The sequence below is a fragment of the Sphingomonas sp. PvP056 genome, assembly GCF_040549155.1.
Classification (GTDB): Bacteria; Pseudomonadota; Alphaproteobacteria; order Sphingomonadales; family Sphingomonadaceae; genus Sphingomonas.
The window spans coordinates 253929-269171 of record NZ_JBEPST010000003.1 but is presented as its reverse complement, the minus strand read 5'-3'; the positions used below and the strand labels follow the sequence as shown (position 1 = coordinate 269171).

General features: G+C 64.7%; 11 protein-coding genes. 7 read left to right on the top strand and 4 right to left on the bottom strand.

Annotation, left to right across the window (positions count from 1 at the left end):
- Positions 1–88 precede the first annotated feature (88 nt).
- Positions 89–3685 carry a DNA polymerase III subunit alpha gene (gene dnaE, locus ABIC17_RS08830; protein WP_354281038.1) on the top strand — a complete coding sequence of 1199 codons (3597 nt, stop codon included), beginning with the start codon at positions 89–91 and terminating at the stop codon, positions 3683–3685.
- A gap of 32 nt (positions 3686–3717) precedes the next feature.
- Positions 3718–5298 (top strand): long-chain fatty acid--CoA ligase, encoded by a 1581-nt coding sequence (locus tag ABIC17_RS08825; RefSeq protein ID WP_354281036.1) that lies wholly within the window; start codon positions 3718–3720, stop codon positions 5296–5298.
- Positions 5299–5370: 72 nt separating this feature from the next.
- Here the strand turns inward: ABIC17_RS08825 and ABIC17_RS08820 are convergent, their stop codons facing one another.
- The 4 genes from ABIC17_RS08820 to purM all read right to left on the bottom strand — a co-directional run bounded on the left by ABIC17_RS08820 (position 5371) and on the right by purM (position 8194).
- Positions 5371–5994 (bottom strand): hypothetical protein, encoded by a 624-nt coding sequence (locus ABIC17_RS08820; RefSeq protein WP_354281034.1) that lies wholly within the window; start codon positions 5992–5994, stop codon positions 5371–5373.
- Entirely contained in the window at positions 5991–6368 is a 378-nt protein-coding gene (locus ABIC17_RS08815; RefSeq protein ID WP_354281032.1) for an MmcQ/YjbR family DNA-binding protein, read from the bottom strand. The genes ABIC17_RS08820 and ABIC17_RS08815 overlap by 4 nt, the downstream gene beginning before the upstream one ends.
- On the bottom strand, positions 6365–6940 hold the full coding sequence (gene purN / locus ABIC17_RS08810) for a phosphoribosylglycinamide formyltransferase (protein ID WP_354281031.1): 576 nt from the start codon (positions 6938–6940) through the stop codon (positions 6365–6367). The genes ABIC17_RS08815 and purN overlap by 4 nt, the downstream gene beginning before the upstream one ends.
- A 144-nt stretch (positions 6941–7084) precedes the next feature.
- A complete protein-coding gene (purM, locus tag ABIC17_RS08805) occupies positions 7085–8194 on the bottom strand; it encodes a phosphoribosylformylglycinamidine cyclo-ligase (protein ID WP_354281029.1) in 1110 nt (369 codons plus the stop codon).
- A 62-nt stretch (positions 8195–8256) separates the two neighbouring features.
- On the opposite strand from purM, the gene ABIC17_RS08800 reads away from it, so the two are divergent.
- From ABIC17_RS08800 to ABIC17_RS08780, 5 genes are all read left to right on the top strand, one after another.
- Positions 8257–9522, top strand: coding sequence for a heavy-metal-associated domain-containing protein (locus tag ABIC17_RS08800; RefSeq protein WP_354281027.1), 1266 nt, complete (start codon positions 8257–8259; stop codon positions 9520–9522).
- Between the two features lie 43 nt (positions 9523–9565).
- Positions 9566–10189 carry an HdaA/DnaA family protein gene (locus ABIC17_RS08795; RefSeq protein ID WP_354281660.1) on the top strand — a complete coding sequence of 208 codons (624 nt, stop codon included), beginning with the start codon at positions 9566–9568 and terminating at the stop codon, positions 10187–10189.
- Positions 10186–12363 carry an RNA degradosome polyphosphate kinase gene (locus ABIC17_RS08790; protein ID WP_354281026.1) on the top strand — a complete coding sequence of 726 codons (2178 nt, stop codon included), beginning with the start codon at positions 10186–10188 and terminating at the stop codon, positions 12361–12363. The genes ABIC17_RS08795 and ABIC17_RS08790 overlap by 4 nt, the downstream gene beginning before the upstream one ends.
- A 6-nt stretch (positions 12364–12369) precedes the next feature.
- Positions 12370–13902, top strand: coding sequence for a Ppx/GppA phosphatase family protein (locus ABIC17_RS08785; protein ID WP_502958434.1), 1533 nt, complete (start codon positions 12370–12372; stop codon positions 13900–13902).
- 107 nt (positions 13903–14009) lie between these two features.
- Positions 14010–15191, top strand: a complete 1182-nt coding sequence (locus ABIC17_RS08780; RefSeq protein ID WP_354281657.1) for a glycosyltransferase — start codon at positions 14010–14012, stop codon at positions 15189–15191.
- Positions 15192–15243: the final 52 nt, after the last annotated feature.

Here is a 15243-nt window from a genome sequence, read left to right as displayed (position 1 = left end):
ATCGTTTGCTTACGGTTATTACCGCATCCCCCCAAAATTCCCCACACCCCAGCTTTCCAGAATCGCCCCCACGGCGCATAAGCCCCCCATGTCTCATGCTGGCTTCGTGCCCCTCCGTATCTTCTCGTCCTACACCATGCTCGACGGCGCGATCGAGCCCAAGGCGATTGCCAAACACGCGCAGCAGCTCGGTTTTCCCGCCGCCGCGCTGACCGATCGCAACGGGCTCTACGCCGCGATGGCCTTTTCCGACGCGGCGATGGCCGCGGGGGTCCAGCCGGTGATCGGGACGATGCTCGGGCTGTGCCGCCCCGACATGCCCGAGACCGCGACCCCGGTGATCGACTGGATCGCGCTCTATGCGCAGGACAAGACGGGCTATGACAATCTGTGCAAGCTTGTCTCGCGCGCGCATCTCGATCGTCCGCTCGAACTTGCCGCGCATGTCGATTTCGACGCGCTGGCGGCGTGTTCGGACGGGCTGATCGCGCTCACCGCGGGGCGCGAGGGCGGGCTCGCGCGGCTGTTCGCGGAGGACCAGCCGGACCGCGCGTTCGCTTATGCCGACCGGTTGCAGGCGCTGTTCCCCGACCGGCTGTATATCGAGCTCACCCGCCGCTCGTGCGAGATCGAGGGCAAGGCCGAGAGCGCGCTGATCGACCTCGCCTATGACCGGAACCTGCCGCTGGTCGCGACCAACCCGTGCTGTTTCGCGGAAGAGGATTTCAGCGAGGCGCATGACGCGATGCTGTGCATCGCCAACTCGACCTATGTCGCAAGCGACGACCGCCCGCGCAGCTCGCCCGATGCGTGGATGAAGCCCGCCAAGGAAATGAAGGCGCTGTTCGCCGATCTCCCCGAGGCGATCGCCAACACGATGATCGTCGCGCAACGCTGCGGCGTGGCCGCGCCCAAGCGCAAGCCGATCCTGCCGAGCCTGGCGGGCGACCGCGAGGCGGAGGCCGAGAAGCTGCGCGTGGATGCGCGTGCTGGACTGGAACGGCGGCTGGACCGGATTGCGGCGTTGTCCGCCTTATCCCCCTCCCGCTTGCGGGAGGGGCTAGGGGAGGGGCTTGCCGCCGGTGCAGCCCCCGCCGAAAGCTCAAGCCCTCCCCCGACCCCTCCCGCAAGCGGGAGGGGAGATACAGACTGGCGCACCCCCTACCGCGAGCGCCTCGAATTCGAGCTCGACGTCATCATCCAGATGGGGTTCCCCGGCTACTTCCTGATCGTCGCAGACTTCATCAAATGGGCGAAGGATCACGACATCCCCGTCGGTCCGGGCCGTGGTTCGGGCGCGGGCTCGGTCGTCGCCTGGGCGCTGACGATCACCGATCTCGATCCGATGAAATTGGGGCTGCTGTTCGAACGCTTCCTCAACCCGGAACGCGTGTCGATGCCCGATTTCGATATCGATTTCTGCGAAACCCGTCGCGGCGAGGTAATCCGTTACGTCCAGCAGAAATACGGCCGGGATCAGGTCGCGCAGATCATCACCTTCGGGAAACTGAAGGCACGCGCGGTGTTGAAGGACACCGGGCGCGTGCTCCAGATGGGCTATGGCCAGATCGACCGGCTGGCAAAGCTCGTCCCCAATCTCCCCGCTGACCCGTGGACGCTCCGCCGCGCGATCGACGGCGTGTCCGAGCTCCACAGCGAGTATAAGCAGGACGGCAACGTCCGCCATCTGCTCGATCTCGCGATGAAGCTCGAAGGGCTCCCGCGCCACAGCTCGACTCACGCGGCGGGCGTGGTGATCGGCGATCGTCCGCTCGCCGAGCTGGTGCCTTTGTACCGCGACCCGCGCTCGGACATGCCGGTCACGCAGTTCGACATGAAATATGTCGAGGGCGCGGGGCTGGTGAAGTTCGACTTCCTCGGGCTGAAGACGTTGTCGGTTTTGAAGAAGGCGATCGACCTGCTCGCCGAGCGCGGGGTCGTGCTCGATCTCGATGCGCTCGAATGGGATGACGAAGGCGTCTATAAACTGCTGCAAAAGGGTGACACAGTTGGCGTATTCCAGCTAGAATCGGAGGGAATGCGGCGCACTTTGTCTGCAGTTCGGCCGTCAAATTTCGGCGACATCATCGCGCTCGTCTCGCTGTATCGCCCGGGCCCGATGGACAACATCCCGATGTTCGGCAAGCGCAAGAACGGGTTGGAGCCGATCGTCTATCCGCACGCGCTGCTCGAGGGGATCCTGTCGGAGACCTACGGGATTTTCGTGTACCAGGAACAGGTTATGCAGGCCGCGCAGATCCTCGCGGGCTATTCGCTGGGGCAGGCGGATCTCTTGCGCCGCGCGATGGGCAAGAAGGTCAAGGCCGAGATGGACGCGCAGCGCGCCGGCTTCGTCGAGGGCTGCAAGGCGATCAACGGGATCGACAAGGCAAAAGCCAACGAACTGTTCGACTTGATCGACAAGTTCGCGGGCTACGGCTTCAACAAGTCGCACGCCGCGGCCTATGCGTTGCTGTCGTACCAGACGGCGTGGCTGAAGGCGCATCATCCGCACGAATTCTACGCCGCATCAATGTGTTTCGACATGACGCTCACGGACAAACTGAGCATTTTCGTGGACGATATGCGCCGTCTCGACGTCGCGTTGCTGCCGCCCGACATCAACCGCAGCGAGGCCGAGTTCACGGTTGAAGACACCGGCGACGGCCTCGGCGTCCGCTACGCTTTGGCCGCGCTGAAATCGGTCGGGGAGGGCGCGATGGAGAAGCTCGTGGCCGAGCGCGAGGCGAACGGCAAGTTCACCTCGATCGACGATCTCGCGCGCCGCGTCGACCCCCGCCTGATGAACAAGCGCCAGGTCGAGACGCTCGCCTCGGCGGGCGCGTTCGACTGCCTGGACGAGAACCGCGCCGGGCTACATGCTTGTGCGGAAACGATTTTAGCGACGGCCGCGCGGATCCACGACCAGAAGGTCAGCGGGCAGGGCGGCCTGTTCGGCACCGCCGACGCCGCCGAACCCCCGATCAAGCTCCCCCGCTCGGCGCACTGGTCGGTCGCGCAGCGGATGGACCAGGAGAAGGATGCATTCGGCTTCTACCTCTCCGCCCACCCCGTCGACCGCCACGGCCACCTCGCCAAGATGCACGGCGCCCGCAGCTTCGCTGCGCTGGGTGAGCTATCTATCCCCGACGACGGGACGCGCGCAGGTGCAACGATGGCCGCTTTAGTCGAGGACGCGCGCTGGCGCACCTCGGCGCGGGGCAAGCGGTATCTGATGGCAACCTGTTCAGATCCCTCGGGCCAGTTCATCGCCACCTGCTTCGACGACGGTGTCGCGGCAGACCTGGAGGAAGCCGCGCGCAACAACGGCTGCGGGCTGCTGACGGTTGAACTCGACCGCCGTCCGGGCGAGGAAACCCCGCGCGTCTCGATCAAGCGGATCCAGCCGTTCGAGCAACTCGCCAACAGCGCGCGCTTCGCGCTCGAACTGAGCGTGGCGAGTCCCGCCGGCATGGCGGCGCTCGCGGACCTGCTCCAGCACGTGCGCGGTGCGCGCGGCGAAATCTGGGCGACGGTGCCGGTTGCGGATGGCGGGCACGCGCGCGTCCTGCTCGGCCGCGACTTTTTGCTCGACGGCGAGCTTGCCGAGCGGATCGAAGCCTTGCAGGATGTCGGCAACGTGGAGCTCAAGACCGCCGAAGCGCGGCTGGCTCTGGTGGGGTGACGGTCGCCCCATCGTAAGCATGGGGAGAGACGATGCTTGGCGGAATGCAGGATTTCGAATTGCGCGTGCCGCGGCTGCTCGATCACGCCGCGCGCGAGCATGGCGCACGCGAGATCGTGTCCTATTGGGCGGACGGCAGCGAGACGCGGACCGACTGGTCAAGTATCGCACGCGATGCGCGTAAACTGGCGCAAGCGCTTGAAAGGCTTGCGATAAAGCTTGGGGATCGGGTTGCGACGCTGGCGATGAACCATGCGCACCATCTGGTCGCGTGGTACGGCGTGATTGGCATGGGTGGCGTGGTGCACACCATCAACCCCCGGTTGTTCGACGAGCAACTCGTCTTCATCGCCAACCATGCCGAAGACCGCGTGCTGTTCTACGACCGGCAATTCCAGCCGATTGTCGACCGTTTAAAGGCGCAATGGGCCTCGATCGAACACTATGTGTGCATGGATGACGGCGCATTCGACACCCTTTTAGCAGACGAGGACGGCGCATACCAATGGGTCGAGGGGCCCGAACGCGACCCCTGCATGCTGTGCTATACCAGCGGAACGACCGGAAACCCGAAGGGCGTGCTGTACGAGCATCGGTCGACCGTGATCCACGCAATGGCCGAAGTCGCACCCTGGGTGTTCGACCTGTCATCGACCTCGGTGGTGCTGCCGGTGGTGCCGATGTTCCACGCCGCCTCTTGGGGCCTGCCGTTCGCGACCGCGCTGGCGGGGGCGAAGATTGTCTACTCGGCGGTCAACGATCCCGCAGTGCTGTGTAGGCTGATGAACGAGGAGCGGGTCACGCATTCAGCGGGCGTTCCGACCGTCTGGCTCGCGCTGTTCCAGCATATCGACGCGACCGGCGAAGCGCCGCAGCATCTCCGCCAGGTGACGATCGGCGGATCGGCAGCACCGCGCGCGATGATCGACCGCATCATGGGGATGGGCGCGACGGTCAAGCATTTGTGGGGCATGACCGAAACGTCGCCGATCGGCACCGCGGGCTGCTACCCGCCGCACTGGGACACGATGACCCGCGACGCGCAGCTCGACCATGCGTGCAAGCAGGGGCAGATTCCGTTCGGCATCGAGCTGCGGGTGGTTGATGACGCGGATGTCGTGCTGCCGCGTGACGGCGTCAGTTCGGGGCGCTTGCAGGTGCGCGGACCTTGGGTGGTGAAGCGCTATTTCAAGGCGGATGCGGACGCGGTCGATGCCGACCAGTGGTTCGATACCGGCGATGTCGCGATGTTGCACACCGATGGCACGATGCAGATCACGGATCGTGCAAAGGACGTGATAAAGTCGGGCGGCGAATGGATTTCCTCGGTCGAACTGGAGAATGCAGCGATCGGGTGTCCGGGCGTCGCCGAAGCCGCGGCGATCGGCGTGTATCATCCGAAATGGGACGAGCGGCCCTTGCTGCTCGTGGTGCGGAAGGCGTCCAGCAGCGTGACCGCGGAACAGATCGCGGCGCATCTGGCGGAGCATGTCGCGAAGTGGTGGCTTCCCGACGAAATCCTGTTCGTCGAGTCCTTGCCGCATACTGCCACCGGCAAGCTGCTCAAGACCGCGCTTCGGGCGGAGTATCGCGATCACGTGCTTGCGGCGTAGTTTTTAAAGGTTCGAGAGGTTGCCGGCGTCAGCGCGGAAGGGGAAGAAATTTCGCGCTTACGTCGATCCGCCCTAGCGTACCGGCTGATCGACGGACCACGCCTTTTCGAGCGCCGCCTTCGTTGCCAACGGGCTTCGCAGACGCAACGCTTCGATTTTCAATTCGCGACCCAGCAACGGGCGTCCCTTGGTCTGCCACACGATGTCGTACAGGCCGCTGGTGGTGTGCAGTTTATCGTCATTCCAATATTGTACGGTCAGTAAGACCGGGAGTTTGCCAGTCTCGCTGTCCGCCCCGCCGTCCGTCGCCTTGAGCAATGCGCGTTCGTACCAACTGCGGCTGATCGTCTGTGTCGGTGAAATCTGTTCCCCGACCCCGAGCGCGGCAGGGAAGGTCACGGTCAGATCGCCGAGCGGATGCCGCTCGTCCTTGTCGAGAACGAGGTCGCCATTGCGGACGGCGCTTGCCTTGATCGCGTAGCGCGCGGCTACGCGGTTCTGCGTGATCGACTGCGCCTGCTTTTCGGTTTGTTCGCTGCGGCGATCAGACCAGGTCAACCATAGACCCAGCGCCGCAATCGCCACGCCGGCGACACTGACGACTTCGGCCAGTGACACCCAACGCCGACGAATGGCGGCGGCTTCGGCTTTCTCGGCGCGGGTTGCGGGGGCGTCCGGTTTGGGTGGTATGCTCATCTGCCGCCCGCCTCGAGCGCATGGCGCGGCGCGGCGAGTTCCCAACTGATCGCGATTCGGTCGCCGACACGGTCCCAATCGATCGCAGGCGCGTCCAAACGCAAGGCGATCCAGCCCGACGCGCCGAGATAGGGCGGCTTGTAATAGCAGGCGGGGTCGAGCTCGATCAGTTGCGCCTGTTCGTCCGCGCCGGTTGTCTTGACGATGACCACGGTTTCGCCGTCGTCATGATGGTTATGCCAGAAGTAGGCGAAGAACTTGCCGCCCTCTATCAAAAAGCCAGGCGAACCATGCGATTCGCGTTCAAGTGTTGCGGGGAGGGCGAGGCAGAGCGCGCGGACGCGGTCGAGCAGGGGCGCGGGATCAGGACTCATCGTGCGACAAACTCTGCCAGAGTGCGGGCATAAAGGCGATGCTCAACCGCCAGAACGCGCGCCGCCAACGTGTCGGGCGTATCGCCCGGCAGAACGGCGACTTCGGCCTGGCCGAGCACTTCGCCGCCGTCGAGTTCCTCGGTGACGACATGGACCGAGCAGCCGGCGACGGCGTCCCCAGCCGCGATCGCGCGAGCGTGCGTATCAAGACCCTTGTACTTGGGGAGCAGCGAGGGGTGAATGTTGATGATTCGTCCGCGCCATGCAGCGACGAAGGTATCGGATACGAGCCGCATATAGCCTGCGAGCGCGATCGTCTCGGCCTGCGCGTGGCGAAGGGCCGCATCGAGTGCGGCTTCATAGGCGGGTTTGCCGATGCCCTTGGGGGACAGGGTCCAGGTCGCGATCCCCTGGGCCGCTGCCCAGGCAATGCCCGGTGCTTCGGGCTTGTCGGAGGCAACGAGCACGACCTCGTACGGGCACGCGGGTTCGCGGGCAGCTTCGACGAGCGCGATCATGTTGGAACCGCGACCCGAAAGCAGGATCGCGACCTTTCGTTTTGGCGCTGTCATTCAGGCCACTCATACCCTGCGCAGGCCGGGGCCCAAATACGCGGACCGTAGTAGCCAAGCGTTGCGGCCGCCGAAATGCTTTTCGCTACTGGGCCCCGGCCTTCGCCGGGGAAGTAGCCAAATGGGAGGCAGGAGGGTGTTCGCTCACCCATGATTGTGCGTGGCGGTCCAGTCGGCCTTTCCGCCCCACGTCTCGGTCGAGCCCGACACGGTGCAACCGCGTGGCCCGGCTTCGAGCGTGCCGATCGACAATACCGTCTCGCCGGCCGCTTCGAGCGCCGCCGTCACGGCAGAAACGTCCGCTGCCGCCACGATGACCGCCATTCCGACTCCGCAGTTGAACGTCCGCGCCATTTCCTCGGGCTCGATATTGCCCTGCGCCTGGAGGAACGCCATCAGCCGCGGCTGTTCCCACGCGTCTGCATCGACCCGCGCATGAACGCCTTCCGGCAGCACGCGCGGGATGTTCTCGAGCAGCCCGCCGCCGGTGATGTGCGCGAGTCCCTTGATCTTCCGGTCCGCAAGCAGCGGCAGGAGCGACTTCACGTAGATCCGGGTCGGCGCCATCAACGCGTCGATCAGGCGAACTTCATTGTCGAACAGCGCAGGACGGTCGAGCTTCCAGCCCTTGTCCGCCGCGAGCCGACGGACCAGCGAAAAGCCGTTCGAATGGACCCCCGAAGAAGCGAGCCCGAGCATCACGTCGCCTGCCGCGATATCCCGTCCGGTCAGGACCCGGTCGCGTTCGACTGCGCCGACGCAGAAGCCCGCAAGGTCGTAGTCGCCGGGGGCATACATTCCCGGCATCTCGGCGGTTTCGCCACCGATCAGTGCGCACCCGGCCTGCAGACACCCCTCGGCGATCGACGCGATGACGCGTTCGGCCACGGCGGGATCGATCTTGGCGGTCGCATAGTAATCGAGGAAGAACAGCGGCTCCGCCCCCTGCACGATCAGATCGTTGGCGCACATCGCGACGAGGTCGATCCCGACGCCGTCATGTGCGTTCTGGTCGATCGCAAGCTTGAGCTTGGTACCGACGCCATCGTTCGCGGCGACCAGCAGCGGATCAACGAAGCCAGCGGCCTTCAAGTCAAAGAACCCGCCGAACCCACCAAGGTCTGCATCGGCACCGGCACGCCGGGTGGCCTTGGCCATCGGGCCAATGGCACGAACCAGCGCATTGCCAGCTGCAATCGAGACGCCCGCCTGGGCATAAGTGTAGGACGCGTTGTCCTGTTCGTTTTCGCTCATCGTGTCCGCCTAGCCATATCGCGCTTGGATTTCCACGCCTCCTTCGCCAAAAGGGCGCCAACATGTCGAACCACCGCTTTTTCCGGCCCTTGGGTCTTGCAGTCGTGCTGGGCATGGCGGCGACCGGTGGTCTGGTGATCGCCCAGGTCGACAATCCGAGCCAAGGTGTAGCGTCGGCGGACGGGTCGGGCAGCTACGAGGTCAGCGGAGTCGCGGTCGACGTGACGGGCAAGTCCGCCGATCAGGCACGGTATGCTGGTTGGCGCCTGGCACAGCGCAAGGGATGGCAAATCCTGTCGCGCCGTCTCGGCGGTGGTGGGGCGTTGCTGTCCGACGGGACACTCGACAGCATGGTTTCCGGGATCGTGGTCGAGAACGAACAGATCGGGCCGAACCGCTATGTCGCGAAACTGGGGGTGTTGTTCAGTCGTGCGCGGGCGGGATCGATCCTGGGGGTCGCAGCGGAGGCAACCCGGTCGCAGCCGATGCTGACGATCCCGATCGAGATCAGCGGTGGCGCGGCGGTGGGCTTCGAGCAGAAAACCGCGTGGCAGGAGGCGTGGCTGCGCTACCGAACCGGCAACAGTCTGATCGACTATATCCGGCCAACGGGTACCGGTACCGATCCGTTGCTCCTCAACCTCGGTCAGACCGAGCGGCGCGGGCGCGGATGGTGGCGCGTGGTGCTTGACCAATATGGCGCGACCGACGTGCTGATCCCGACCGTCTTGCTGCGGCGGGAATGGCCCGGCGGGCCGATCGTCGGGACATTCGAGGCGCGACACGGACCGGACAATCGGCTGATCGCGCAGTTTACGCTGCGCGTCGACAATGGCGATGCGCTGCCGGTGCTGCTTGATGCCGGGGTGAAGCGCATCGACGATGCGTATCAGTCTGCGCTCCGCAACGGCGCGTTGATGGGAGACTCAGGCCTGTCCTATGTTGCGCCCGTTGCAACCCCGACTCCGCTCGCAACGCCGACCGACCTGGCCTTGCCGGGACTTGACGGCGCTGCTGGCGCTGTGGGTGCGACGGCCGGAACTGTCATCACGGTGCAGGCCGATACGCCGAGCGCTGCTTCTGTGACCGCGACCGAATCCGCGCTGCAAGGAGTTCCCGGGGTGCGCTCCGCGATTACCACGAGCCTCGCGCTTGGCGGCGTTTCGGTCCTGCGGGTGCAATTCGATGCAGACCCTGCGGTGTTGCACGCCGCGCTGGAAGCGCGTGGCTGGACCGTCGTAGGTAGCGGCACGACGCTCCGCATTCGCCGCAACGCGACCGCAACGCCCGGTGCGCCAGCCGCTTCCGCCGATAATCCCGCCGGCTGATGCGGCGATGTCGGACCCTTCACTCATGACCCTGTCCGCGCAGATGGCGCTGCCGCTCGATTGGCCGGCCGATCCGCGTGATGACGAATTTCTGATAGGCCCCTCGAATGCACGGGCTGTCCAGCAGCTTGAACATTGGAGCACTTGGCCCGTCATGGCGGTGGTCGTGACCGGCCCGCGCAAGTCCGGGCGCAGTCTGATTGCGCGCATCTTCGCTGCCAAGACGGGTGGCGGTCTGATCGACGACGCCGAGCGGCAGAACGAAGCAGCAATCTTCCACGCGTGGAACCGTGCGCAGGAAGAACGCCGGCCGGTCGTGGTGGTCGCGGATTCGCCGCCGCCTGAATGGGAGATCAAACTTCCCGACTTGCGTTCGCGGCTGATCGCGAGCCCGACATTACGGATCGGCGACCCGGACGAGCAACTGATGGCGGCGCTGTTCGAACGCCAGTTTCTGCGACGCGGGCTGGACGCGCGACCTGACCTCATCCAGTGGCTGGTCGCGCGGGTAGAACGCACGCATGTCGCGTTGCTCCGTGCGGTCGACCTGCTTGATCAGGTCGTGCTAGAGCGGCGCAAGCGCTTGTCGATCCCGTTCGCGCGGGCAACATTGCAAGAAGCGGGGCTGATCGTCAGCCACGTTCCAGATCCGGCAGAGCATTCATGACGAGACCCGCCCATATCGCGAGCCTTGATCGCGACGACGATCCCTTTGCCGGGACCGACGGTAGCGATCGCTATTTCAATCGCGAACTCTCTTGGCTCGCCTTCAACCGGCGCGTGCTGGAGGAAGCGACCAACGAGGCGCATCCCCTGCTCGAGCGGTTGCGGTTCCTGTCGATTTCGGGGTCGAACCTCGACGAGTTCTTCATGGTCCGCGTCGCCGGGCTGAAGGGCCAGCAGATGCAGGACGTCGGTCGTCGATCGAGCGACGGGCTTACCTCCGGGCAGCAGCTTACTGCTATCGTCGCAGAAGCCGACGCGCTGATCGAAAGCCAACGCACTGTCTGGCGCGAACTGCGACGGTTGCTGGCTGAGACGGGGATTGGCGTACTCAGTTCGCGGACGATCGACGAAGCGCTGACCGCCGAGGAACTAGCCTGGCTGGAAACGCAGTTTCGCGAGCAGATCTTCCCGATCCTGACGCCGCAGGCGCTGGACCCGGCGCATCCATTCCCGTTCATCCTCAATAAGGGGCTGGCGGTGATGTTCGATCTGGTCCGAATCGCGGACGATCAGCCGATCCGGGAGCTGGTCCTGCTGCCCGCCCCGATGCCGCGTTTCCTGCGGTTGCCGGGCAGTTCGGCGCGGTATGTGGCGGTCGAGTCGCTGGTGAAGCGGTTCGCGCCGCTGATCTTCCCCGGGTATCGCGTCCTTGGTGCGGCTGAATTCCGCGTTCTGCGCGACAGCGACATAGAGATCGAGGAAGAGGCGGAGGATCTGGTCCGTTACTTCGCCAATGCCATCAAACGACGGCGGCGCGGGCGTGTGATCCGGCTCGAACTTGAAAGCGGGATGCCCGAGCGGCTTGGTGCGGTGTTGCGTGACGAACTCGGCGGGCCGGATTGCTTCGTGACCGAAAGCGGGGCGTTTCTTGGCGTCGGCGACCTGGAGGCGATCGTCGACGAAGACCGCCCCGATCTCAAGTTTCCACCCTTTTCTCCGCGCTTCCCCGAACGGATCCGGGAATATGGCGGCGATTGCTTTGCGGCGATCAGCGCCAAGGATATCGTCGTTCATCACCCGTATGAGACGTTCGACGTCGTTCTGGCGTTCCTGAAGCAGGCCGCAGCGGACCCGGATGTCGTGGCGATCAAGCAGACGCTCTACCGCGCGGGCAAACAGTCCGCCGTTATCAACGCGCTGATCGCCGCGGCGGAGGCGGGGAAGTCGGTCACGGCGGTGGTCGAACTCAAGGCACGCTTCGACGAGGAGCAGAACCTGCTGTGGGCGTCCGCGCTGGAGCGCGCCGGGGTGCAGGTCGTTTACGGCTTCATCGACTGGAAAACGCACGCCAAGGTGTCGATGGTGGTCCGGCGCGAAAATGGTCAATATCGCACATACTGCCATTTCGGCACCGGCAACTACCATCCGATCACCGCGAAAATATATACTGATCTCAGCTTCTTCACGGCCGATCCTAAGATGGGTCGCGATGCCGCCCAGATGTTCAATTACGTCACCGGCTATGTCGAACCGGAGAATATGGCGCTGATCAGCCTGTCCCCGCGCGACATGCGACCAAGGTTGATGGGGCTGATCGACGCCGAGATCGCCAATGCCCGCGCGGGCAAGCCTGCGGCGATCTGGGCCAAGATGAACTCGGTGGTTGACCCCGAAACCATCGAGAAACTGTACGAAGCGAGCAATGCTGGCGTCCAGATTGACCTGATAATACGCGGAATCTGCTGTTTGCGTCCCGGTGTGCCGGGGCTTTCCGACAACATTCGCGTCAAGTCGGTGGTCGGGCGCTTCCTCGAGCACAGCCGAATCTGGGCGTTCGGCAACGGGCAGGACCTGCCCAACCCCGATGCGTGCCTGTTCATCACGTCGGCCGACTGGATGCAGCGTAATTTCGACCGCCGGATCGAATATATGCTGCCGATCGAAAACCGTACGGTGCACGACCAGATCCTGGGTCAGGTGATGGTCGCCAACCTGATCGACGACGAACAAAGCTGGGAATTACAGTCTGATGGTAGCTATGTCCGCGTTGTGCCGGGGGAACGCCCGTTCAACCTCCACCGCTATTTCATGACCAACCCGTCGCTGTCCGGGCGCGGTGCGGCGCTCGCGTCGAGCGGGTCGGTGCCCAAATTGTCCCTGCGGCGCAGGCGGTAACAGGACGTGGCCACGACCCTCTTTCGCAAGCCCAAGCCCGTTGGTCCCCCGGTCCCGCCGCCCCCGGCGAACGGCGCGGACCGAATGGCGATCATCGACATCGGGTCGAACTCGATCCGCTTGGTGGTCTATCAGGGCCCGGAGCGGCTGCCCGCGACGTTGTTCAACGAGAAGGTGATGGCCGGGCTCGGTCGCGGACTTGCCGAGACGGGCGCGATCGCGCGCGAGGCGCTCGCAACGGGGTCGGTTGCGCTGGCACGGTTCGCAGCGGTCGCGCGCGAGATGGAAGTCACGCGGTTACGCACGGTCGCCACCGCGGCGGTACGTGATGCGAGCAATGGAACGGAACTTCTTGCAACGGCACGAGACCTTGGCCTCGAAGTCGAGTTGCTTTCGGGAGAACAGGAAGCGTCGGGCGCTGGATATGGCGTGTTGTCCGCAATCCCGGATGCCGACGGGATCGTCGGCGATCTGGGCGGGGGCAGCCTGGAACTGATCCGCGTTTCCGGCGGTGAAGTCCGCGATCGCGTGTCGTTTCCGCTCGGCGTGTTGCGGATCGCGGCGATCCGCAACAAGGGGCCGGGCGCATTGCAACGCGTCGTCGAACAGGCACTGCGGAGTTCCGGCTGGCTGGGCAAGGGGACCGGTCTGCCGCTGTACCTGGTCGGCGGGTCGTGGCGCGCGCTGGCGCGGCTCGATATGCATATCAACAGCTACCCGCTGCCGGTCATTCACCAATATGCGATGACCCGAACCGCGATCGACCGGCTCGGTCGCACGATCAGCCACGTCAACAAAGCGTGGCTCCGCGCCGTGCCCGGACTGTCGTCGAGCCGGGCGGCGACGCTGGGAGATGCGGGGGCGTTGCTGGCGGTCCTGCTCAAACACCTGGGTACCGAGACCACCGTGGTGTCCGCCTTCGGGCTGCGGGAGGGCTTGCTGTTCGGTGCGCTGGATCCTGCAGTGCGGGGGCAGGACCCGCTGATCGTTGCCGCACGTGACGAAGGCCAGCGCCATGGGCGCTTCCCGGAACATGGCGATCTGCTCGATAGCTGGATCGCACCGTTGTTTCAGCGCGATGCACCGGACATGGTGCGGCTTCGGCTGGCGGCATGCCTGCTTGCCGACGTCGGCTGGCGCGCGAATCCCGAGTTCCGGGCGGAGCGTGGCGTCGAGATCGCGTTGCACGGCAATTGGGTCGCGGTCGATGCGCGCGGGCGGGCGTTGATGGCGCAGGCGTTGTTCACGAGCCTCGGTGGCGGACTCGATACGCCCGCACCGCTTGCAATGCTCGCACCCGTTGCGGACCTGAAGCGCGCTGTGTTGTGGGGACTGGCGATGCGGCTGGGGCAACGGATGAGCGGGGGGCTTGCAGGTCCGCTGCAACGGACTCGGTTGCAGGACGATGGGAGTCTCCTGACGCTGTTTCTCGCCGACGAAGATCGTCCGCTGTATAGCGAAACAGTGGAACGCCGGCATACGGCATTGGCTAACGCACTGGGGCGCAAGGGCACCGTGGGTAAGCCGCAAGGTGAGTAATATCGGGACAAGGGTCTCGATTACCTGCATTGTTTTGCAGTAGAGAGTTGGTTAACGACGAGCCCCGGTTGACGAGTAATGTCCGCCAGGGGAAATCCAAGATGCAAATGTCAGACAATCCGCTCGGTCAATCGGTGCGCAATAGCGTCGAAGACGCCGGTCTGGCAGCACGGTTGCCCGCAGAACTTGCGATCGTCGTTCCGACGTTCAACGAATCCCGCAACGTGCCGTTGCTGGTCGAAGCCCTCCGCAACGCCTTGGGCGATACGCGCTGGGAAGTCGTCTTCGTCGACGACAATTCACCCGACGGCACTGCAGACCGCGCAAGGGCGCTGGCGTTGCAGGATCCGCGCGTCCGCGTCGTCCATCGCTTCGATCGGCGTGGCCTTGCATCCGCTTGTGTCGAGGGCATCCTGGCGACGTCCGCGCCCTATGTCGCGGTGATGGACGGTGACATGCAGCATGACGAGACGATCCTGCTCGACATGCTCGCGCGCATCCGCCGTGGCGACGTCGATCTCGTCGTCGGCAGCCGCTACGTCGAGGGCGGCGGCATGGGGGACTGGAACAAGCGCCGCATCGCGATGAGCCAGTTCGCAACGACGCTGGCGAACAAGTTGACCAAGACCGCGATCGGCGATCCGATGAGCGGGTTCTTCATGCTGACGCGTGAGGCCTTCATGGGCTCCTTGCCCGGCCTGTCCTCGGTCGGCTTCAAGATCCTGCTCGACATTGCGGCATCGTCGCCGACGCCGATGCGCGTTGCCGAAGTGCCCTTCACCTTCCGCACGCGCCAGCACGGCGAAAGCAAGCTCGATGGGCTGGTGCTGTGGGAATATCTGCAGCTCTTGCTCGACAAGGCGTTCGGGCATGTCATCCCGATCCGGTTCGTCAGCTTCGCGCTGGTCGGGGGATCGGGGGTCGTCGTCCACTTCGCGGTGTTGACGATCGTCCTGCAAACGTTGCTGGCGACGTTGGGCACCCCGCATGAAACGCGCTGGTTCGCGATTGCGCAGGGCGTGGCCACGCTGGTGGCGACGTCGAGCAACTTCTTCCTCAACAACATCCTGACCTATAGCGATCAGCGCCTGAAGGGGCCTCGCTTGTGGTGGGGTTGGCTGACGTTCAACATTGTCTGCGGGGTCGGGCTGTTCGCCAACGTCGGCATTGCGCGGTGGCTGTACCAGCGGCACAACTACCTCATCTTGTCCGCGCTCGCCGGGATCGCGGTTACGACCGTCTGGAATTACTCGATGTCGTCGATCTTTACGTGGCGGAAGCGGCGTTGATCCCCGCTTCGGCGGGGTCGGGCCGATCCCCATTGCCTTCTCAGGGGCTCGG

Bases quoted from the DNA above. Each gene is read 5' to 3' on its own strand.
- ABIC17_RS08800 (WP_354281027.1), top strand. From the start codon at position 8,257: ATGTCGAACCACCGCTTTTTCCGGCCCTTGGGTCTTGCAGTCGTGCTG.
- ABIC17_RS08780 (WP_354281657.1), top strand. From the start codon at position 14,010: ATGTCAGACAATCCGCTCGGTCAATCGGTGCGCAATAGCGTCGAAGAC.
- ABIC17_RS08790 (WP_354281026.1), top strand. From the start codon at position 10,186: ATGACGAGACCCGCCCATATCGCGAGCCTTGATCGCGACGACGATCCC.
- purN (WP_354281031.1), bottom strand. From the start codon at position 6,940: ATGACAGCGCCAAAACGAAAGGTCGCGATCCTGCTTTCGGGTCGCGGT.
- purM (WP_354281029.1), bottom strand. From the start codon at position 8,194: ATGAGCGAAAACGAACAGGACAACGCGTCCTACACTTATGCCCAGGCG.
- dnaE (WP_354281038.1), top strand. From the start codon at position 89: ATGTCTCATGCTGGCTTCGTGCCCCTCCGTATCTTCTCGTCCTACACC.
- ABIC17_RS08815 (WP_354281032.1), bottom strand. From the start codon at position 6,368: ATGAGTCCTGATCCCGCGCCCCTGCTCGACCGCGTCCGCGCGCTCTGC.
- ABIC17_RS08825 (WP_354281036.1), top strand. From the start codon at position 3,718: ATGCTTGGCGGAATGCAGGATTTCGAATTGCGCGTGCCGCGGCTGCTC.
- ABIC17_RS08820 (WP_354281034.1), bottom strand. From the start codon at position 5,994: ATGAGCATACCACCCAAACCGGACGCCCCCGCAACCCGCGCCGAGAAA.
- ABIC17_RS08795 (WP_354281660.1), top strand. From the start codon at position 9,566: ATGGCGCTGCCGCTCGATTGGCCGGCCGATCCGCGTGATGACGAATTT.